The sequence below is a fragment of the Klebsiella sp. 141161 genome (assembly GCF_050600815.1).
In the GTDB taxonomy this organism is placed as follows: Bacteria; Pseudomonadota; Gammaproteobacteria; order Enterobacterales; family Enterobacteriaceae; genus Klebsiella; species Klebsiella aerogenes.
The window spans coordinates 56,098-76,502 of the sequence record NZ_JAQIRN010000005.1 but is presented as its reverse complement, the minus strand read 5'-3'; the positions used below and the strand labels follow the sequence as shown (position 1 = coordinate 76,502).

Sequence of the window (20,405 nt, the reverse complement as noted above, 5' to 3'; positions counted from 1 at the left end):
GTATCATGCGGGGATAACTATACTGCTGTCATGCCCTTTTAAAACCGTTCATCCGGCCAGGGAGCGTGATATGCCAGATACTTGTCCTCGTTTCGTGATTCCACCCTACATTTTACGCCGCATTGTCGATCATGGTTCCGTTCAGCAGCAGCGCTGCGCGCAGCAAACGCTGAGCCATGTACAAACCCTGATGACGCACGTGCCGGGCCGCCCCGCCGCCGCCCATGTCGCCACGCCAGGCCAGCTTGAGCGCGACATTTACGATGCCAGGCAGACTCAGGAACTTCCAGGATTCCAGGTGCGCTTTGAAGGACAGCCTTCCAACGGCGATGTCGCCGTGGATGAAGCCTACGACTATCTCGGCATCACCCATGAGTTTTTCTGGACGAGCTATCATCGTGATTCGCTGGACAACCGCGGATTGAAGCTGACCGGCAGCGTCCACTATGGTCACGAATATCAAAACGCTTTCTGGAATGGGCAGCAAATGGTGTTTGGCGACGGTGATGATGAAATCTTTAATCGCTTTACTATTGCGATTGATGTGGTGGCGCACGAGTTAAGCCATGGCGTTACGGAGAGCGAAGCCGGGCTTATCTATTTCGAACAATCCGGCGCGCTCAATGAATCGCTTTCCGATGTTTTTGGCTCACTGGTCAAGCAATATCAACGCCAGCAAACGGCAGATAAAGCAGACTGGATAATTGGCGAGGGGCTCCTCGCGAAAGGTATTCACGGCCAAGGACTGCGTTCGATGTCGCACCCGGGAACCGCCTATGATGACCCCATTCTTGGTAAAGACCCGCAACCCGCCCATATGAAAGATTTTGTGCATACCCAGCAGGATAACGGCGGCGTGCATATTAACTCCGGCATTCCTAATCATGCTTTCTATCTCGCCGCCAGCGCGCTGGGTGGTTTTGCATGGGAAAAAGCGGGATATGCCTGGTACGACGCAGTTTGTGATAAGTCACTGGCCAAAGACGCCGATTTTTCAGCCTTTGCCGGACTGACGATTCAACATGGCGAAAAACGTTTTGGTAAAACGGTCGCCGAGGCGATTCGCCAGGCCTGGGAGGGCGTTGGAGTCACATCATGAACGAGGCCGACCTCAGCGATGACGCAATTATTGAACTGGCGCGCGAGGGCGGCGTCGCCTGGATCCCGACGCTGAGCGGCATGCGTAAGATTGTCGTGGCGCAGCTTAACGAGCAACAAAAACAGCGCATCGCCGCAATACTGCAGCAGTCGTTGCCGCTCGGCAAGCCGCCGGGCCAGCCGGATTCTCCGGGTAGCGGCGACCAGCGTTTTTTTCGCATTCAGATAATCAGCGCCCAGCACTATCACAGCCTGATTATTCTCATCCCGGAAGAGCGCGCGCCGCAGGCGCTGGTTGAACTCTGGCGTAATGGTGAAGGCTGCGTTAGCGATTAGACAGGCACAAATTCGACGCGCTTTTTCGAAATCAGCCCGTGGCCGTGCTGGCAGAAATAATCCACCGCGCCGCAGGCCTTCAGCACTTCCAGCGGCTGATGGCAGTCCGGGCAGCGCGCCTCTAAAGCAAAATCTTTCTCACAGTTCGCGCAATGCGCGCTATTGCCTTGTACTTCCAACAGGGCATGACAAATGGGGCAATTGAGTTCCATGGCGTCTCCTTCTCATAATGAATAGCATGAGTTTATCACGTCATACGTCAGCGTTGCTGACCCGGCGAAGCGTTGAATAGGGTAGATAAAAAAACCCGCCGGCGGCGGGTTTCTGCATTATTTGCTTTTCTTGATATGCTTAATCAAGCGTTTACGCTTACGCATCTGGTTCGGCGTCAGGGTATTACGTTTATTGGCAAACGGGTTCTCCCCTTCCTTGAACTGAATGCGGATCGGCGTTCCCATGACATCCAGGGATTTACGGAAATAGTTCATCAGGTAACGCTTGTAGGAATCCGGCAGGTCTTTCACCTGGTTGCCGTGAATCACCACGATCGGCGGGTTATAACCACCGGCGTGCGCATACTTCAACTTCACGCGGCGACCGCGTACCAGCGGCGGCTGATGGTCTTCTGCCGCCATGGTCATAATGCGGGTCAGCATGGCGGTACCCACGCGACGGGTGGCGCTGTCGTAAGCTTCGCGCACCGATTCGAACAGGTTGCCAACGCCGCTGCCGTGCAGAGCGGAGATAAAGTGCACGCGGGCGAAGTCGATGAAGCCCAGACGGAAGTCGAGGGTCTCTTTCACCTGCTCTCTCACTTCCTGGCTCAGGCCATCCCATTTGTTAACCACGATAACCAGGGAACGACCGCTGTTAAGAATAAAGCCCAGCAGCGACAGATCCTGATCGGAGATGCCTTCACGGGCATCAATGACCAGCATCACCACGTTGGCGTCTTCAATCGCCTGCAGCGTCTTGATGACCGAGAATTTCTCCACGACGTCGGTAATTTTGCCGCGCTTACGCACGCCGGCGGTATCGATAAGCACATATTCGCGTTCATCGCGCTGCATCGGGATGTAGATACTGTCGCGGGTTGTACCCGGCATATCGTAAACCACCACGCGGTCTTCGCCGAGAATACGGTTAGTCAGCGTTGACTTACCGACATTTGGACGACCGACGATCGCAAGCTTAATCGGGAGATCTTGCGGGTTGAAGTCGTCTTCCGGCTCTTCAGCTTCTTCGCCGTTTTGCTCGGCTTCAAACTGCGCCCAGTAGGCGGCGTCTTCATCCACTTCTTCCTGAGGATTAACCTCATCTACCCACGGCAGCAGTACGTGTTCCAGCAGGCTGGTGACGCCGCGGCCATGCGAAGCGGCAATCGGATAAATATCGCCCAGCCCCAGCGACCAGAAGTCGGCCATCGCCTGATCGACGTCGATGCCGTCAGTTTTGTTCGCCACCAGGAAGGTCGGTTTTTCGCGAGAACGCAGATGTTTGGCGATCGCGGAATCCGCCGGCATCAGGCCCGCGCGCGCATCAACCATAAACAGCACCACGTCGGCCTCTTCAATCGCCAGCAGAGACTGTTCCGCCATCCGGGTTTCCACGCCTTCTTCCGTACCGTCGATACCACCGGTATCGATACAGATGAATTCGCGGCCTTCCACTTCAGCACGACCGTACTTACGGTCGCGAGTCAGCCCCGGGAAATCCGCGACCAACGCGTCACGAGTGCGCGTTAAGCGGTTGAAGAGCGTGGATTTTCCAACGTTAGGGCGCCCGACAAGCGCGACCACAGGTATCATGTTAAATGCCTCATACAAATTGCAATACAACCTCATTTTACGAGGTTTTTTAAAAAGTCAAAACGGCCCCTGTCTGTCAGGAGCCGTTTATTAAAGCGATACTACCGCGCGAGTTAACGCGTGATTGAATACAGCGTACCGTCTTTGGCCTGGATAAGCAGGCGACCGTCGGCGATAACCGGGTCGGTCAGGAAGCCGGAACTATCGACTTTCTGCTGCGCCACAAAGTGGCCGTCTTCCGGATTGATCCAGTGCATGTAGCCTTCGCTGTCGCCTACCACCAGGCTGCCGTTATACAGCGCCGGAGCGGTCAGCAGACGGTGCAGCAGATCGCTCTGGGTCCACAGCGTTACGCCGCCATCGGTGGTCAGCGCCAGCAGGCGGTCATTCTGATCGACCAGATAGATACGATTGCCGTCAACGATGAAATCGTTCACTGAACCCAGTTCGCGTTTCCAGATAATCTGGCCGCTGCGCAGATCCAGCGCGGTCAGGTTGCCATTATAAGCCAACGTATAAACAACGCCATTAACGATAACCGGCGTGGTGTCAACGTCGTTCAGACGGTCGATCTCAGTCGGGCCGGTGGCCGTAGAAATACGCTGCTGCCAAATCATCTGCCCCTGCTGCATCAGCACGGCGCTGACGCGACCGTTGTCACCGCCGACAATCGCCGCGCCATAGGCGGTAGCCGGAGCGGACTCACCGCGCAGGGAGAGCGCAGGCATGTCCAGGTTTACGGTCCATTTCACCGCGCCGTCGGTTTCGTTCAGCGCCTGCAGCTGACCGTTACTGGTATGCACCAGTACCATGCCATCGCTAACGACCGGACGAGAAATCGCTTCACCCGCAACACGGCTCTGCCACGCGACGGTACCGTCACTGGTATTCAGCGCGAACAGCTGCGCCTTTTCAGTACCAACATAAACGTGGCCGCCGGAAACGGTCAGCCCGCCGGAGAGCAGCGCCGGAGCGCGCGAGAACCAGCCGTCTTTTTCCGCCAGGTTCACTGACCAGACTTCTTTACCGTCTTCAGCGTGCAGCGCTTTCACGGTGCCTTTACGGTCAGCCGCATACACAACGCCGTCGGCAAACGCCGGGTGCAGGTTGGAATAGAAATCACCGATACCATCGCCAACTGAAGTGCTCCAGGACGTGGACGGCGTAAACTGATTTTCCACCGTCGGCAGCGGTGACATTTTCACCACATCTTCTTCGCTGTTAAACAGCGAGCAACCGCTCAGTAAGGTGACGGAAAGCAGCCCTGGCAAAAGTAATTTACGCAATTGCATCGAGTCCCTCTCAGATGGACAAATTATTTATTTTCATACGCATCATTTCGCTGAGCGCTGGCGATGCATCGCTTTTCACGCCTGCTTCCCAGGCCGCGCGGGCGCCCTGCTTGTCGCCTTTGCTCAGCAGAATTTCACCACGCAAATCGGCGACGATAGCGGTCCAGCCTTCGCCTTTAATGCCTTCCAGGGTTTTCAGCGCCGCATCCGGCTGCTTGAGCTGCAGCTGTACGCGCGCCAGACGCATATTGATAACTGATTTCAGGTTATCATCAGAGGCGGCAGCCAGCCCTTGTTGCAGCTGCTTCTCCGCGCCCTGCAGATCGTTTTTATCGACCAGACGCTGCGCGAGCTCCAGCGATGCGAACGCACCATAGGTGTTTTTACTGTCGGCGGCGAATTTCTCCGCCGCGGTCAGCGTTTCAGGCGAACCTGACTTCAGCGCGGAAATGGCATTCTCATAGGCCAAAGAGGAATCCCGGGCCGAATCCAGCTGATGGGAAGTCCAGTAGCGCCAGCCAACCAGCGCGCCGATCCCTAAAATCACCCCGACGGCCAGCGCTTTACCGTTCTCGGCAAAGAAACGCTTGAGGGCGTCGACCTGCTCGTTTTCGTTGTTGAAAGTTTCCACGCAGTCCTTCTCCTGACTAATGGTTTCCGGGAAATTAACCCAGAAGTGTGCGCAAATGCGCGGCAACGCTATCCTGCGTTACGGTAGTTTGCTCACCTGAGCGTAAATCCTTCACTACCACGTTTCCGTCAGCAATTTCTGACTCACCGACCACCAGCGCGACGCGCGCGCCCCACTTGTCAGCGCGGGCGAACTGCTTCTTAAAGTTACCGCCGCCGTGGTTAGTCATCAGCTTAACGCCGGGCAGCGCATCGCGAACCTGCTCAGCCAGACGCATTGCTGCGGACTGAGTATCGGTACCGGAGGCTACCAGGTATATATCGACAACAGGATCGGCTTTAAATTCCGGATTGACTGCCTGAACCAGCAAAACAAGACGTTCCAGGCCCATCGCAAAGCCAACGCCCGGCGTCGCGCGACCGCCAAGCTGCTCAACCAGACCGTCGTAACGGCCGCCGGCGCAGACGGTGCCCTGCGAACCGAGGCTGGTGGTGACCCACTCAAATACGGTGCGATTGTAATAGTCAAGCCCGCGCACCAGACGCTGGTTGACGATATAGCGAATTCCGGCCGCGTCGAGCAGCGCGCACAGACCGGCGAAGTGTTCTTTGGACTCGTCGTCCAGATAATCGCCCAGCGCCGGCGCATCGTTCAGCAGCGCCTGTACTTCAGGATTTTTAGAGTCCAGCACGCGCAGCGGGTTGGTATACATGCGGCGTTTGCAGTCTTCATCCAGCTTATCTTTGAATTGTTCCAGATAGGCAACCAGCGCGTCGCGATAGGCGGCACGCGCCTCCAGCGAACCGATGGAGTTCAGTTCGAGGCTGACGTGATCGGAAATGCCAAGCTCGCGCCACCAGCGCGCGGTCAACATGATAAGCTCAGCGTCGATATCCGGGCCCTGCAGGCCAAAGACTTCCGCGCCAATCTGATGGAACTGACGGTAGCGCCCTTTCTGCGGACGCTCGTGGCGGAACATCGGCCCCACGTACCACAGACGCTGTTCTTGATTGTACAGCAGACCATGTTCGATGCCGGCACGTACGCAGCCCGCCGTTCCTTCCGGACGCAGCGTCAAGCTATCGCCATTGCGGTCTTCGAAGGTATACATCTCTTTTTCAACCACGTCGGTCACTTCGCCGATCGCACGTTTGAATAACGGGGTCTGCTCTACAATCGGCAAACGAATTTCGCTGTAACCGTAGCTACCGAGCACCTGCTTCAGTGAGCCTTCAATGCGCTGCCAGAGAGCGGTTTCGCCCGGCAGATAATCGTTCATGCCACGGATGGCTTGAATGTTCTTTGCCACGTTTATTCTCTTTATATATAAAAATGAACCCCGGCGCCTTGCGCCCGCAGGTTCAATCATACACGGGAAGCGTATTGCTTCCCAACACGTTATTTTGCTTCAACCTGCTGAACTTCAATACGACGCGCTTCATCCAGCATGGTAGCTTTCGCGCGGATACGCGCTTCCAACTGGTCGATCATGTCGTTATTGTCCAGTCGGTCTTTGCGCACGCCGTCTTCGTACAGGCCGCTTTTCTTGTTGCCGCCGGTGACGCCGAGAGTGGAAACCAGCGCTTCGCCTGGGCCGTTAACCACGCAACCGATGATCGAAACATCCATCGGAGTGATGATATCTTCCAGACGCTGCTCCAGCGCGTTCACCGTACCAATGACGTCAAATTCCTGACGCGAGCAGGTCGGGCAAGCGATGAAGTTAATACCGCGAGAGCGGATGCGTAGCGACTTGAGGATATCGAAACCGACTTTGATCTCTTCCACCGGGTCGGCGGCCAGCGACACGCGCAGGGTATCGCCGATCCCTTCAGACAGCAGCAAACCTAAACCGATCGCGGATTTCACCGCGCCGCTACGCGCGCCGCCGGCTTCGGTGATCCCGAGATGCAGCGGCTGATCGATCTGCTTCGCCAGCAGGCGATAGGATTCAACGGCGAGGAAGACATCAGAGGCTTTTACGCTAACTTTGAACCGATCGAAGTTCAAACGATCGAGATGATCGACGTGACGCATGGCGGACTCTAACAGCGCCTGCGGCGTCGGCTCGCCGTATTTTTCCTGCAGATCTTTTTCCAGCGAACCGGCGTTGACGCCGATGCGGATAGGAATGTTTTTGTCGCGCGCGCAGTCCACAACCATGCGGATACGCTCTTCGTTACCGATGTTGCCTGGGTTGATGCGCAGGCAATCAACGCCATATTCCGCGACTTTCAGCGCGATACGGTAGTCAAAGTGGATATCGGCGACCAGCGGGACATTGACCTGCTGTTTGATGAGCTTGAAAGCTTCCGCCGCGTCCATCGTCGGGACGGAAACGCGGACGATGTCCGCGCCCACGCGCTCCAGCGCTTTGATTTGATTTACCGTCGCGGCCACATCGGTGGTGCGAGTATTGGTCATCGACTGTACGGCGATGGGTGCCCCATCGCCAATCGGCACATTACCAACGTAAATGCGTTTGGACTTTCTACGTTGAATCGGAGCCTGGTTATGCATGAAAAATCTCCCGCGTTACCCGTCTGTTACTGCGCCGGTGATTGTTCGGCATTTAGGGTCAGACGCGCAACCTGGTTAGTTCTGATAAAACGACTCAAATCGACTGGTTTGCCCAGATACTGGATTTGTACCGCAGCCGGGGCGCCGATTTTCAGCTTATATGGCGCCTGACCGCTCAAGTTCAGGTTCCCGCCTTTACGCTGCAGGCCGCTGAACAGTTTTTTACCGGTCGCATCGCTCACTTCCAGCCAGCAATCGGCGCTAAAGTTCATTACCAGATCCTGAGCGGAAGCCGCCGCTGCGGCATTCGCCTGATCGGTCGGCAACGCGGAGGTCGGGGCTGGCGAAGCCGGCGCGGCGGCGGCGGTATCGACGTTAGCCTGCGAAGGGGCGACCACGGCGTTGTTATCCACCGGCGCGGAGGTAGCCGCTGGTGCGCTTGGCGCAGGTGCGGTGGAGGTATCGACCGGCGCGCTATTGGTATTGGCTGCCGTCGTATCCGGCGCGTTATTCGCCGAGCTGGTATCCAGCGGAATTGACTGACTGCCGTTCAGGTCGCTGGTGGATTGATCGGCCATGCTGGTGATCTCTTCCTGCTGCGCTTTGTGGTCTTGCCACCACCATGCGCCGCTCAGGCCGATAACCACAAACAAAATCAGCCAGGTAAAGCTCATCAGCCAACCGTCGCGTTTTTTACGACGTTTACCCAGCGAGAAGCTCTGCATCGGCGCCACTTTGGCGGCGCGAATTGGCGCTTGCTTCGCCATCATCGGCAGCAGTTCTTCTTCCGGAATATGTACGAGGCGAGCGTAGGAACGGATATAGCCGCGCAGGAAGGTCGAAGCGAGATCGGCTGGCGCCTTATCTTCTTCAATATCACGAACCGTGGAAACCTTCAGGCATAAGCGTTCAGCCACCGCTTGCTGGCTGAGTCCGAGTTGTTCGCGGGCGTTACGCAGGCGCGCGCCCGTAGAGTTTGCTTCTTGATGGTCTTGAGTGGCTTCAGTATTCATTCGCTACAACTACTGGTACGTGAAATTTAAAGTTCAGCGCGGGAAAGAGCCTGCGCCGCGAGACACTGCTCAACGTCAACCGACAGTATAAGGCTGTCCGGGCGACTATCACAGAGACTTATCAATATTGAATGCTAAGCGGTTGTTGTACCGCTACATACTGCCTCAAAGTCGACAAAAACGCACCGTAATTATTAACCGAATCAGCGTATTTCGCCTGGCAATTCGACATATTTATGCAGCGCGCAGCGAAAGCTGTGCGCTGCATAACTTATCAGACGGCTTTAACGTCGATCGCTTCGCCCTGCATACGCTTACGCAGCGTACGTTTGGTGCGGTCGATAACATCGCCCGCCAGCTGGCCGCAGGCAGCATCGATATCGTCGCCGCGGGTTTTACGCACGATGGTGGTGAAACCATATTCCATCAGCACTTTGGAGAAACGATCGATACGGCTGTTAGAACTACGGCCATACGGCGCGCCCGGGAACGGATTCCATGGGATCAGGTTGATCTTGCACGGCGTATCTTTCAACAGCGCCGCCAGTTCGTGGGCGTGCTCGGTACCGTCGTTGACGTGATCCAGCATGACGTACTCGATGGTCACTCGGCCCTGGTTGGCGTTGGACTTCGAAATATAGCCGCGCACCGAGTTCAGGAAGGTCTCAATATTGTACTTTTTGTTAATCGGTACAATTTCGTCACGGATGGTGTCGTTCGGCGCGTGCAGAGAAATCGCCAGCGCAACGTCGATCATATCGCCGAGTTTATCCAGCGCCGGCACCACGCCGGAAGTGGACAAGGTCACGCGGCGTTTGGAAAGACCAAAACCGAAATCATCCAACATGATTTCCATCGCCGGAACGACGTTGTTGAGATTCAGCAGCGGCTCGCCCATACCCATCATTACCACGTTGGTAATTGGACGCACGCCGGTAGTCTTCACCGCGCCGACGATTTTCGCCGCGCGCCAGACCTGGCCGATAATTTCGGAAACGCGCAGGTTACGGTTGAAGCCTTGCTGAGCGGTGGAGCAGAATTTACATTCCAGCGCACAGCCAACCTGTGAAGAGACGCACAGCGTGGCGCGGTCTTCTTCCGGGATGTAGACCGTTTCAACGCGCTGATCGCCAACGGCAATCGCCCATTTGATGGTGCCATCGCTGGAGCGCTGCTCTTCAACGACTTCCGGGGCGCGGATCTCGGCGACTTCCTTCAGTTTGCCGCGCAGGACTTTGTTGATGTCGGTCATTTCATCAAAGTCATCGCAGCAGTAGTGATACATCCATTTCATCACCTGATCGGCGCGGAAAGGCTTCTCGCCCATGTTTTTGAAAAACTCGCGCATCTGCTGACGGTTTAAATCCAGCAGGTTGATTTTGGCATCTTTATTCGGCACCGTCAGAGCGGCGGTATCAGGTGTGACAATTTGTTCAGACATAATTTTTCCGGCCTCGTTATTACACGTTATGGCCCCAGGTGGGTTGAAAAAGAAACGCCCCGGAGAGCAACTGCTCGTCCGGGGGCGCTATATTCTACAAATTCTGGCGCATCATTGCCACGTTTGCACAAAGCAATGATAAAAAAATCTGTAACTGACTGCTCAATCCTCTAAGGCTTTTCGATTGTCAGGCCAACGCCGCGACGGTCGAAAAGACGAGGGTCGTATCTCCAAAGTATTTCAGGTCACCGCGAGGCGGCGAGTTCGCAAATCCCCGGGAGCATAGATAACTATGTGACCGGGGTGCGCGAATGAAGCCAACAAAGCGGTGGCGTGAAAGACGCAGGAGATTAGCGAGTGCGCGGGCAAACCTCGCCTTCAGCAAAGAAGAACGCGATTTCGCGAGCAGCGGATTCTACAGAGTCGGAACCGTGGGTGCCGTTCTCGGTGAAGCTGTCAGCGTAGTCAGCGCGCAGGGTACCTGCCAGGGCGTTGTCCGGGTTGGTGGCGCCCAGCAGGTCACGGTGACGCTGTACCGCGTTTTCGCCTTCCAGTACGGAAACCACGATCGGACCGGAGGTCATGAACTCAACCAGACCGTCGAAGAACGGACGGCCTTCGTGCTCAGCGTAGAAGCCGCGAGCCTGCTCAACGGTCAGATGCAGCATTTTGGTGCCGACGATTTTGAACCCTGCAGCTTCAAAGCGAGAAAAGATGCTGCCAATAACGTTTTTTGCCACCGCGTTTGGTTTGATGATGGAAAAAGTACGTTCAATAGCCATGATTACCTCTAATTAAATGTTCTGTTGTTGCACATACGATCGTATGGCCTGGCGCGCATTATAATGAGCAACGTCGGCGATGCCTACGGATGAAGGTAACATTTTGTTAAAATAAGATGAGTATTAGCAACACAAACCGCCAACAACAGATTTACCCTGTTTATTGTAAGGTAAAACTGGCCGCTGCCGTTTGCCCTGCCTCATCCATTACCACCAGTTGCCATTCGCCGGGTTTATCTAGCGTAATTGTCGTTCTTGCGCCTGTCGCCTCTAACGGTTCGCCGTTAATAAACCACCAGCGCCGCCCTTCTCCACCGCTCGTTTGCACGGGTAACATCACCCGCGCCTCGCCCGGGAGCCGTTTTATCACCGCCCCTTCGCGAATGCCGGAAAGCACCAGCGGCGCGGCATCCTGAGTTTGCAGCGGCGGACACGTCCTCGATGCCATGCCCAGCCGCGCGCGGCGGCGCTCGCTAACCGGCAGCCAGGGTTCCAGCGGTAGCGGCCAGACATCAACAGAAGTTTCTGTCGCGCCAGGACAATCCGCGGCGACCCTTTCTCCTGCTGCGTTGCGCCATACCGGGAAGCGGATACCGCGCACGCCCTCCTGACCCGGCAGCAGCAGCGTCGGCGGCTGGCTGGCATCCAGTAGCCAGCTGGCTAAGCGCCGGCGGCAGTTGCTATCGCCAACCGGCAGATCCTGCCCACCGGGCCAGCAGATAGTGCCGCGGCTGACCGACTGTGGACGCGGGTCGACCGGCAGCCCGCCGCGGCTCATTAACGGACGCGCCAGCAGCATATTATTGACCTGGTTTAACAGCGGCACGGCGCTGGCAAAACCAAACTGCCCCACCACCGGCGTACCGTCTGGCCGTCCGGTCCAGATGCCAATCAAGTAACGCGCGTTGAGGCCTACCGCCCACGCATCGCGATAACCGTAGCTGGTACCGGTTTTCCACGCCAGCGGCACCGCCTGCGGCAGCGACGCATCGGGTAACGGCTGGGCTTCGCCTGCCAATATCCGCCGGGTGATCCACGCCGCGCCCGGCGACATTAGCGCTCTTTCCACCAGCGGGTCGTCGGGTTTCATGCGCAGCCGCGCTGCCTTGCCATGGCGGGCGAAAGCGCCGTACGCCGCGACAATATCTTCCAGCCGCGCCCCGGCGCCGCCGAGGATCAGCGACAGATTCGGTTCGGCGCCGGAGGGTAGCATCAGAGGGAGCCCGGCATTACGTAAATTAGCCGCAAAGCGTTTTGGTCCATAGGCTTCGAGCACCTGCACCGCCGGCAGATTCAACGAACGCACCAGAGCCTCGCTGGCGCTCACCGGGCCATGAAACCCGCTGTCGAAATTACCTGGACGATAATCGCTAAAGCGCCGTGGCACATCCTGTAATAGCGATGCCGGGTGAATCAGCCCGTCATCCATCGCCATCGCGTAGATAAAGGGTTTCAGCACCGACCCCGGCGAGCGCACCGCCGAGACCATATCAATGTGGCCAAAGCGGCTATCATCGCGGATATCCGCCGATCCCACCCAGCCGCGGACTTTCATATCAGTATGATCGACGACAACAATCGCCAGTGAGCTGCGCGGCGGCAGACGTGATTTCCAGTTCATCGCCAGATCTTCAAGCTGCCGCTGGAGCCCGGCATCGAGCGTTGTCGTCACCTTTTCATCACCGCTTGTCGCCAGCGCCCGGCGCGCAAACAGCGGCGCCAGCTGAGGCATCTGCCGTGGGAATAGCCATACAGGTTCTTCCATCGCTTCCTGTACCGCTCGCTGCGGCCAGACGCCCTGGCTGAGCATCCGCCCCAGTACCTTATCGCGAGCGGCCTGGGCCCGCTGCGGCCAGCGGTCCGGGCGTAAACGGCTCGGCGCCTGCGGCAGCACGGCCAGTAGCGCCGCCTCGCCGTAGCTAAGCTGAGCGGGCGGTTTACCAAGATAAGCCCAGCTGGCCGCGCCGATCCCCTGCAGGGTGCCGCCAAACGGCGCGCGGTTCAGATACAGGGTAAGAATTTCGCTTTTTGACAGATGCCACTCCAGCTGCAGCGCCCGCCATAGCTGGCGTAGCTTGCCGCCGAAGGTGCGCGGATGAGGGTCGAGCAGACGCGCGACCTGCATGGTGAGCGTGCTGCCGCCAGAAACCACCCGCCCGGAAGTGAGATCCTGCCAGGCGGCGCGCAGCACCGCGAAGGGATTGACCCCCGGATGTTTCCAGAACCAGCGGTCTTCATACTGAATGAGCGCCTGCAGATAGCGCGGCGAAACGTCAGCAATAGCCACCGGGTAACGCCAGACGCCCTGCGCATCGGCAAAGCGCCAGAGCGGCGTGCCGTCTTCCGCCACCACCACGCGGGCAGGCGTGACTTCATGCAGCGGCAGCGGCCACAGACGATCGGCCGCCAATAGCGCCAGCCACACTAGAAAAATAAACGCCGCCAGCCAGCGCCAGCGACGTTTTATGCGAGGTAATGCGCGCATTTACGGCGTAACGGTAAGCGGGCCGCTAGCCGTTCCGGTCGCCCGCCACTGCGGTACATACATCGATTCCACCTGCGGTTGCGGAACCTGATAGGTGCCCGGCGTCACCGCCCGCGCCAGATAGACCAGCGTCACCGGCTGACCTTCATTAATGGCGACTGCGGCGACAAAGCGGTCATCGCGGAACTCGAGATGCTGAATATCCGCCTGCTGCATCTGGTTAAGCAGGTTTTGTACCGCTTCGCCATTCTCCTGCAGGCTGGCGCTGCTATTGGCCAGGTTCTGGTTTTCCAGCTCAAGTCCAGCCGGCAGCAGATCGACCACCAGCGCGTCAGGAACGTTACGTTTGGCGGTCACCTCCAGCTTGACCAGCACCAGTTCGCCGCTGCGCAGCGAGGTCAGCGATTTCTGCTGTCCGTGGGTATCGAAAATAGCGCGTTCAATCCCCAACACGTTGCCTCCCGGCTGCGGCGCGCTTTGCGGATAACCGCTGCTATCGAGGCGCAGCCACAGCGGCTGATTGCCGGTATTCGTCACCTGCAGCGACGCCAGCCGATCGCCGTCGAGATTGCGGGTTTGCGCTTTATCGCTGGCAAGCGGATCCGCCTGCAGCGAGGTTTGCGCCTGCCAGTTGCCCGGCAGGTCGGCAAGCGTACGCCCGGCAAGGAACAGCGCGTTGGTTTCCTGCGTCGACAGCCAGCGCTGGCCATAGGCCTCTTCCGACAAGCTGCCCAACAGCTGGTTTTGCACCTCCGGCAGCACCTTGTTCTCTTCCAGCAGCGCCAGCTTCAGCGCATCATCGCGAAGTTGGCTGCCGTAATCGCCCAGCCAACGATTCTCATCCTGGCGCGGCGTGGCAACCGCCAGCTTCATAGCCTCAGCGCCGCGCGGCGCATCGCCCATGGTTTTCAGCGCAATACCGAGTTGCAGCAGCGGCAATCCGGAGCGCGCCTGTTCGTGACGGCTCCAGATTTCACGCAAGGCGCCGAGCGGCGCTTTTTGCTGACGCGCCAGCACCAGCGCGGCGTATGCCTGAGCGGCAAAGCGGCTGGCCTGGGCATCGTCGCTGTAGCGCACGGTCATCAACCCCGGTTCCTGCAGATAGCGCAGCAGGCGCTCGTTGCCTTTATTAAGGGCGTTGACCGGCACGCTATAGCCCTGCTCGCCCGCGCGGACGAGGAAGTCCATGGCGTAGGCGGTCAACCAGTACTCTTCCGGGCCCTCTTTATCCCATAGCGCAAAGCCGCCGTTTTCCAGCTGCATCTGCAGCAGGCGCGAGATACCAACATCGACCGCCGCGCGGCGTTTTTCATCGCTATCGCCGCTGATGCCCAGCGCTTTTAGCTGCGCCGCGCTGGTGTATAAAGAAGGGAACAGGCCGCTGGCGGTCTGCTCAAGGCAGCCGTAAGGATAGGCTTTCAGCTCGCGAATATAGCGGGCGAGATTCAACGGCGGTTTACCGCTGAGCAGCAGTTGGCCCTGCAGCGTTTGCGGGGCGAACCCCTGACTCTGCGCCGCCGGCGCCAGCCAGCTTTCGCCAGGTTGTAGCACCGCGCCGCTATTGACGGTCTGCGCCGGGAACGCCGGACGCACGCCGATTTTCCACTGTTTTTGCAACGGCGCGAAGGTTTCGCCCGGCAGGTTCAGGCCGCTGATGGTGGCATTGACCTGACCATCGCCGAATCCCGCTAACGCGGTCACCGGTATAAACAGCGTGCTGCGCGCGCCCGGCGCCAGTTGTACCGGCGGCAGTTGGCCCTCGGTCAACGTGACCAACCCGCTGGCGGTAAGATGTACCTGCAGGGTTTGCGGTTTGTCGGTCAGATTGCTGAGATCCAGCGCCAGACGCGTGGCGTCGCCGCTGGCGAGGAAACGCGGGGTATTTAGTTCCGCGATAACCGGGGCGGCTACCACCACTTTATCTTCGCTGCTGCCGAAGTCATCTGCCGTCCATGCCTGCGCCATCACCCGCAGCTCGCCGTTAAAATCGCCGATGGGTAATGTCACCGAGCCTTCACCCCGATCGTCCAACACTACCGGCTGCGCCTGCTGAGCGACGATCGTCACGTGATTAACCGGCGGTTTGCCGCCGCGTTTTAACTCGTCGCCATCGCCGCCGAAGCGCAGACTGGCTAATCGCCCTTGCCCTTCGATCACCTGACCGTAGATGTCATAAATATCCGCGCCGTAACGTTTCTGGCCGAAGAACGCGTTCCACGGATCCGGCGTGGCATAATCGGTAATATTCAGCACCCCGCTATCCACCGCCGAGAGCAGAACGTTAACCTGTTTCGGTACCTCGCCCTCTTTCACGCTGGCCTTCACTTTCACCGTCAGCGGCTGGTTCGGGCGCATTTTATCCGGCGCCTCCAGCGCCAGAGACAGACGGCGGTTTTCATCGCCCAGCGGCAGATGCAGCAAGCCGACCGCGCGTTTCGGCGTCGCCGAGCGCGATTTATCGCCGGGGCGAACCACCAGCGTGCTGAGGTAGAGATCGTGTCGATTCCAGGCTTTATCAACCGGAATAGACAGATCCATCCCCTCCGCCGGGACGTCAATTTCCTGCCACCACAGCGGCCCTTCGCTGGATTCCACCATCGCGTAGCCTTTACCCGCCGCCGGGGCGGCAATATGCAGCTTGATGGTGTCACCCGGTTTATAGCCTGGTTTATCGAGCTTCATCGTTACGCGGTCAGGACGCGCCGCGCCGGCGCCTTCGCTGTTATCCTGCCAGCTATAGCCCGCCCAAAAGCGCACGCTGCTGACAACGTCGTCCGGCCCTTTCACCTCCAGGCGATACGAGCCCCACTCCACCGGGAAACTCACTTTACCAGTCTGCCCGGCCTGCAGATCCAGCGACGTTTCGCCCTCCTGCAGATCTTTTTGATCAAACTGCGACTGCCAGCCTTCGCTATCGGACCAGTTCCAGTAGTAGTCGCGCCGCTCGCGGATCAGCCGCACCTGCAGACTGGAGACCGCTTTTTTCTCGCCCTTGGCATCGGCATAGACGATGTCAAACGCGGCGTTACTGTTTTCATCGACCACCGGCTGTTTCACCGTGGTATCAGTGCGGTAGTCGTAAACGTCCTTCAGCGTAAATTGCGGGCGGATCCCCGGCAGCGCCTCGGCAGGCCAGATCGGCTGCTGTACGGTGCGGGTCACCGGACGGCCGCCTGACTCCAGCAGGCTGGCCTGCAACACCACCTGCAGCGGCGAGTGGCTATCCTGCCACTGGCTCGAAGTCGTCACTTCTCCATGGCCTTTTTCATCCAGCGTCAGCTGAACTTCATCGAGGCTACGGGAGAGGTTTTCTTCCGCGATATCGCCGAACTGGAAGCCCGGCAGCGCAGCGACGGCATCGCGCAGCGGGCGCAGGAATAGTTTGCCCTGCAGCTGATTGCCGCTGGCCGGCGCGCCGTAGAGATAAGCGCCGCTGACGCTAAAGGCGACGTCGGCATCCGGGGCGATAGGCGCGGCCTGCGGCGTCAGATTCAGCGCCATGCGCTCGGGCATAAAGTCTTCGACGTGGAAATCCCACTCGCGGGGTTGATTATCGCCGGTGCTGGCGCGAATGTGCCACATACCGGTGGCCGCGCCGCTGTCGAGCGGATAAGTAAACTGATACAGGCCATTGACCGGTTTGCTCATCACAGAGCGAATCACCTGGCCATCCGGCTGCACCACTTCCAGCTTCACCGGCTGCTCCGCCAGCGGTTTTCCATCGCCGTCACGCAACAGCGCGTTAAGGATAACCGTTTCCCCCGGGCGATAGAGATCGCGCGGGCCAAACATAAAGAACTGTTTGCTGAAGCCAGGGGCGCCAGCGATGGAGAACTCCGCCAGATCCAGCGCCGGCAGTTTAAGGTCAAGCAACGTAGTCTGCCCGTCTTTTCGCGCCAGCAGCAGCGCCGCTTCTTTATCGGTTTGCAGAGTAACATGGCCCTGGCTATCGCTTTTCGCCTGCGCCAGCGTCTGCCCTTTGGCGTTTAGCAACTGCACTTCAATACCCGACTGCGCGGCGCCGTTTTCGAGGCTCTGGGTAAAGACATCAAGCCGGTTATGGTAGCGATGCGCGGAGACGCCGATATCGCTGAGGGTGAACAGCGTTGCCGCATTACTGTAGCTATAATGACCCGCCGGGTTCATCACCGCCACATAGACGCCAGGCTGCTGGAGCGGCTTGATGTCGTTAAGCGGCAGCAGCAGCTTTTCACGGGTATTCCGCGCCGGGTTGAGATCGAAGCGGCCGCTATAAACCAGATCGGCCATCTTCAGCAGTTCGTCAGATTCCCAATTGCTTAACGAATTACGGTATTCCCACTGACTGACGAAGGCTGAGAGTGATTCCGGCTTAATACGGAAGAAATTGACATCGACATTGTCGACGTTCAGCGCCATCACCGGCAGCCCGGCGACCACTTTCCCCGGCAGCAGCGAACCGCGGCTGGCGAAACCGACGCTCGGCGCGATATCGCGAGTGGCGATGGTTTTTTCAAAAGGGCTGCCAAGGGTGGCGTCATTGAGGGCAATGAGCGTTGGGTCAACGGTGACGATCAATTCACGCTTTGGCTCGAGGTGGCGCAGACGCAGCTCTTTGAGATTCGGCGCCAGCTCCCACGCGCCGTCAACCTTGCCGCTTTTCTTATCGACCAGATGGACGCTGCGGGAAAAATCCTGATCCGGTTTGAGCGGAATGGAGAAGGTCAGCACCAGCGTCGCCGCGCCATCAAGCTGTACTTCAGAAGCGTCGAGCAACGTCAAAGCCTTGCCCTGGCTTTTTTCTTTTAACGTCGCCAGCTGCGCGCTATCCGGCTTTTTCGCGCTATCGGTAGCGCCTTTATCGGCCGCCGACACGGCCTGCGGCTCACCGCTGTTATCGCAGCCGCTTAATGATAGTGCGGTAAGGAGCGCCAACGAAAGCGCCGCTAAACGAAATGGTTTCATCCTTCTAACCCCTCGGCCCAGAGCCTGATGCAATCAATAACGTTCTATTATGCGCCATCACGGCGATTCTCAACAGCTACCAGCATAGAAACCACCGATGAATCAGAAAACTGCGTGACCGCCTCCCCACTCCCGCGACCTTAACTTGTCAGCCCTTTATAAAACGCCGACAATTCATTGATCGATAATAAAACGGAGGCACTCATGTCCACCTCATTCTTTGTTGCGGCCGACTGGCTGGCGGAACATATTGATGACCCGCAGATTCAAATTCTGGATGCGCGGATGGCGCCGGCGGGTCAGGAAGCGCTGCGCGATATGGCGGCGGAATACCGCGACGGGCATATCCCCGGCGCGGTTTTTTTTGATATCGAAGCGCTGTCTGACCACACCAGCCCGCTGCCGCATATGATGCCGCGTGCGGAAACCTTCGCCGTGGCGATGCGCGAGCTTGGCGTCAACAGCGATAAGCACCTGGTGGTTTATGATGAAGGCAATCTGTTCTCAGCGCCGCGCGCCTGGTGGATGTTACGCACCTTCGGCGTCGAAAAAGTGTCGATTGTCGCCGGTGGCCTCGAAGGCTGGCGCCGCGATGAATTGCCGCTTGAGAAAGGCGAACCGGACCTGCCAGAAGGCGAATTTGAGGTGAACTTCGATCCGGAGGTTATCAAACGCTTAACCGATGTGCTGCTGGTCAGCCATGAAGGATCGGCGCAGATCGTCGATGCCCGTCCGGCGGCGCGTTTTAACGGACTGGCGGATGAACCGCGTCCGGGCTTACGCCGCGGGCATATCCCCGGCGCGCTTAACGTCCCGTGGACCGAGCTGGTGATTAATGGCGAACTGAAGACAGTCGATGAGATGAACGATATCTTTAAGCGTCAGGGCGTTGATTTTTCACGACCGATTATCGCCAGCTGCGGCTCCGGGGTAACGGCGGCAGTAGTGATACTGGCGTTGACCACCCTCGGCGTCAACGGCGTGTGCCTGTACGATGGTTCGTGGAGCGAATGGGGCGCGAGAACGGATTTGCCGATCGAGCCGGCTCCTGCCGCTGAGTAAACGCGGCGTGACTGCGGGCCTCCCGTCCCGCGGTCACTAAATAATTTCTGATTTTCCCCGCCCTTTTATTCTGCTTCTCGCCAAACCGGTTACTCTATCCTGCCGCAGGGCTTGTAGCTGCCGTATTTGCTCTACTTACACCCAATTTATAAGGAAATTAAATAATGACCGTTTCATTACAGAACCTCATGGATGTCGTAAAAAAGTACAACCGCAATCCCACACCGAAACCTATGCCGGAAGATGAGGTGGAGCGCCTGCGGGTCCGGAAATATCGCGATCCGCAAAATAGCGAAACCGTGGCGCTTCCGGACAGTCTGAAAGCGCTGTTGGCCTACGATTGCCAGCTGAAAGGCCCCTACGGCCAGCTGGTACTGGAATGGGTTGTGGACTCTATTGATGAACATGGCATCCTGCTTTCCGACTCGCTGGATGAAGATGCTTATTACATGAATGGTCTTGATATGGCCGGACTAGACTTTGAAGAGCTGACGCCAATCTGGAACGACGATCCGCGTCTTCCTGCCCTGATTCGCATCAGCCATGCCGGCGATCAGCAGGTATTTATTTATGTCACTGAACGTGATGAACAGGGTGAATATCCTGTCGTCCGCTTCGAAGGTAAAGAGAATGACCTCTGGCTGGCAGAATCGTCGCTGATTGAATATCTGCAAGGGGTCTTTACCGATGAGGAGGAGAGCCACGACGAATGGCAACGCCAGCAGGACCTCAACCAGGTACGCGATGGCGCCTTGCTGGAGCTGGAATACATCCACGAGGACCTTTACGCGAAAATCGAAGGCTGCTCTGACTAACTCGCGGTCTCACCCCGAATAGCGCGGCCAGTTCGCGCTATTCACAGGGATGATAACGGCGTATGTATTGGGACGTGTCATCGTTAACGTCGTCTCCTCCAACCCGTATAACAATTAAGCTAATGCATGCGTATTTTTACCGGGTTGCGCTACGTTTATCCGGCCTATCAACTGTAAT

Annotated in this window: 15 protein-coding genes; 4 read left to right on the top strand and 11 right to left on the bottom strand. The window is 57.8% G+C overall.

What is annotated here, in order from left to right; genetic code table 11:
- Positions 1–70 precede the first annotated feature (70 nt).
- Positions 71–1,099: a M4 family metallopeptidase gene (locus tag PGR79_RS14500; protein ID WP_113374486.1), complete on the top strand. Its 1,029-nt coding sequence runs from the start codon at positions 71–73 to the stop codon at positions 1,097–1,099.
- On the top strand, positions 1,096–1,434 hold the full coding sequence (locus tag PGR79_RS14495; protein ID WP_045386960.1) for a protealysin inhibitor emfourin: 339 nt from the start codon (positions 1,096–1,098) through the stop codon (positions 1,432–1,434). The genes PGR79_RS14500 and PGR79_RS14495 overlap by 4 nt, the downstream gene beginning before the upstream one ends.
- Here the strand turns inward: PGR79_RS14495 and PGR79_RS14490 are convergent.
- The 11 genes from PGR79_RS14490 to PGR79_RS14440 all read right to left on the bottom strand — a co-directional run bounded on the left by PGR79_RS14490 (position 1,431) and on the right by PGR79_RS14440 (position 18,350).
- On the bottom strand, positions 1,431–1,646 hold the full coding sequence (locus PGR79_RS14490) for a zinc ribbon domain-containing protein (RefSeq protein ID WP_113374487.1): 216 nt from the start codon (positions 1,644–1,646) through the stop codon (positions 1,431–1,433). The two genes, PGR79_RS14495 and PGR79_RS14490, sit on opposite strands and share 4 nt — an antisense overlap.
- A 117-nt stretch (positions 1,647–1,763) precedes the next feature.
- Positions 1,764–3,242: a ribosome biogenesis GTPase Der gene (der, locus tag PGR79_RS14485; protein ID WP_049060146.1), complete on the bottom strand. Its 1,479-nt coding sequence runs from the start codon at positions 3,240–3,242 to the stop codon at positions 1,764–1,766.
- 113 nt (positions 3,243–3,355) lie between these two features.
- Positions 3,356–4,534, bottom strand: a complete 1,179-nt coding sequence (bamB, locus tag PGR79_RS14480) for an outer membrane protein assembly factor BamB (protein ID WP_045392712.1) — start codon at positions 4,532–4,534, stop codon at positions 3,356–3,358.
- 10 nt (positions 4,535–4,544) lie between these two features.
- Entirely contained in the window at positions 4,545–5,165 is a 621-nt protein-coding gene (locus PGR79_RS14475; RefSeq protein ID WP_045377550.1) for a YfgM family protein, read from the bottom strand.
- Positions 5,166–5,199: 34 nt separating this feature from the next.
- Positions 5,200–6,474, bottom strand: coding sequence for a histidine--tRNA ligase (gene hisS / locus PGR79_RS14470; protein ID WP_113374488.1), 1,275 nt, complete (start codon positions 6,472–6,474; stop codon positions 5,200–5,202).
- 89 nt (positions 6,475–6,563) lie between these two features.
- Complete coding sequence (ispG, locus tag PGR79_RS14465; protein ID WP_087858408.1) at positions 6,564–7,685, bottom strand: flavodoxin-dependent (E)-4-hydroxy-3-methylbut-2-enyl-diphosphate synthase; 1,122 nt, start codon at positions 7,683–7,685, stop codon at positions 6,564–6,566.
- A 26-nt stretch (positions 7,686–7,711) separates the two neighbouring features.
- Positions 7,712–8,698, bottom strand: a complete 987-nt coding sequence (gene rodZ, locus PGR79_RS14460) for a cytoskeleton protein RodZ (RefSeq protein WP_087858407.1) — start codon at positions 8,696–8,698, stop codon at positions 7,712–7,714.
- Positions 8,699–8,972: 274 nt separating this feature from the next.
- Positions 8,973–10,139 carry a bifunctional tRNA (adenosine(37)-C2)-methyltransferase TrmG/ribosomal RNA large subunit methyltransferase RlmN gene (locus tag PGR79_RS14455; protein ID WP_015370322.1) on the bottom strand — a complete coding sequence of 389 codons (1,167 nt, stop codon included), beginning with the start codon at positions 10,137–10,139 and terminating at the stop codon, positions 8,973–8,975.
- Positions 10,140–10,489: 350 nt separating this feature from the next.
- Positions 10,490–10,921, bottom strand: coding sequence for a nucleoside-diphosphate kinase (ndk, locus tag PGR79_RS14450; protein ID WP_004866348.1), 432 nt, complete (start codon positions 10,919–10,921; stop codon positions 10,490–10,492).
- A 160-nt stretch (positions 10,922–11,081) separates the two neighbouring features.
- Entirely contained in the window at positions 11,082–13,406 is a 2,325-nt protein-coding gene (gene pbpC, locus PGR79_RS14445; protein WP_113374489.1) for a peptidoglycan glycosyltransferase PbpC, read from the bottom strand.
- Positions 13,407–18,350, bottom strand: coding sequence for an alpha-2-macroglobulin family protein (locus PGR79_RS14440; RefSeq protein WP_113374490.1), 4,944 nt, complete (start codon positions 18,348–18,350; stop codon positions 13,407–13,409).
- A 204-nt stretch (positions 18,351–18,554) separates the two neighbouring features.
- Here PGR79_RS14440 and sseA point away from each other — a divergent pair, with 204 nt between their 5' ends.
- Together sseA and PGR79_RS14430 are read left to right on the top strand one after the other, a co-directional pair.
- A complete protein-coding gene (gene sseA, locus PGR79_RS14435; RefSeq protein ID WP_113374491.1) occupies positions 18,555–19,412 on the top strand; it encodes a 3-mercaptopyruvate sulfurtransferase in 858 nt (285 codons plus the stop codon).
- A gap of 164 nt (positions 19,413–19,576) precedes the next feature.
- Positions 19,577–20,227 (top strand): DUF5066 family protein, encoded by a 651-nt coding sequence (locus PGR79_RS14430; RefSeq protein ID WP_113374492.1) that lies wholly within the window; start codon positions 19,577–19,579, stop codon positions 20,225–20,227.
- Positions 20,228–20,405: the final 178 nt, after the last annotated feature.

Excerpts from the sequence above, each read along its gene's own strand:
- PGR79_RS14500 (WP_113374486.1), top strand. The coding sequence starts at position 71 with ATGCCAGATACTTGTCCTCGTTTCGTGATTCCACCCTACATTTTACGC.
- PGR79_RS14495 (WP_045386960.1), top strand. The coding sequence starts at position 1,096 with ATGAACGAGGCCGACCTCAGCGATGACGCAATTATTGAACTGGCGCGC.
- PGR79_RS14490 (WP_113374487.1), bottom strand. The coding sequence starts at position 1,646 with ATGGAACTCAATTGCCCCATTTGTCATGCCCTGTTGGAAGTACAAGGC.
- der (WP_049060146.1), bottom strand. The coding sequence starts at position 3,242 with ATGATACCTGTGGTCGCGCTTGTCGGGCGCCCTAACGTTGGAAAATCC.
- bamB (WP_045392712.1), bottom strand. The coding sequence starts at position 4,534 with ATGCAATTGCGTAAATTACTTTTGCCAGGGCTGCTTTCCGTCACCTTA.
- ispG (WP_087858408.1), bottom strand. The coding sequence starts at position 7,685 with ATGCATAACCAGGCTCCGATTCAACGTAGAAAGTCCAAACGCATTTAC.
- rodZ (WP_087858407.1), bottom strand. The coding sequence starts at position 8,698 with ATGAATACTGAAGCCACTCAAGACCATCAAGAAGCAAACTCTACGGGC.
- PGR79_RS14455 (WP_015370322.1), bottom strand. The coding sequence starts at position 10,139 with ATGTCTGAACAAATTGTCACACCTGATACCGCCGCTCTGACGGTGCCG.
- ndk (WP_004866348.1), bottom strand. The coding sequence starts at position 10,921 with ATGGCTATTGAACGTACTTTTTCCATCATCAAACCAAACGCGGTGGCA.
- pbpC (WP_113374489.1), bottom strand. The coding sequence starts at position 13,406 with ATGCGCGCATTACCTCGCATAAAACGTCGCTGGCGCTGGCTGGCGGCG.
- PGR79_RS14440 (WP_113374490.1), bottom strand. The coding sequence starts at position 18,350 with ATGAAACCATTTCGTTTAGCGGCGCTTTCGTTGGCGCTCCTTACCGCA.
- sseA (WP_113374491.1), top strand. The coding sequence starts at position 18,555 with ATGTCCACCTCATTCTTTGTTGCGGCCGACTGGCTGGCGGAACATATT.
- PGR79_RS14430 (WP_113374492.1), top strand. The coding sequence starts at position 19,577 with ATGACCGTTTCATTACAGAACCTCATGGATGTCGTAAAAAAGTACAAC.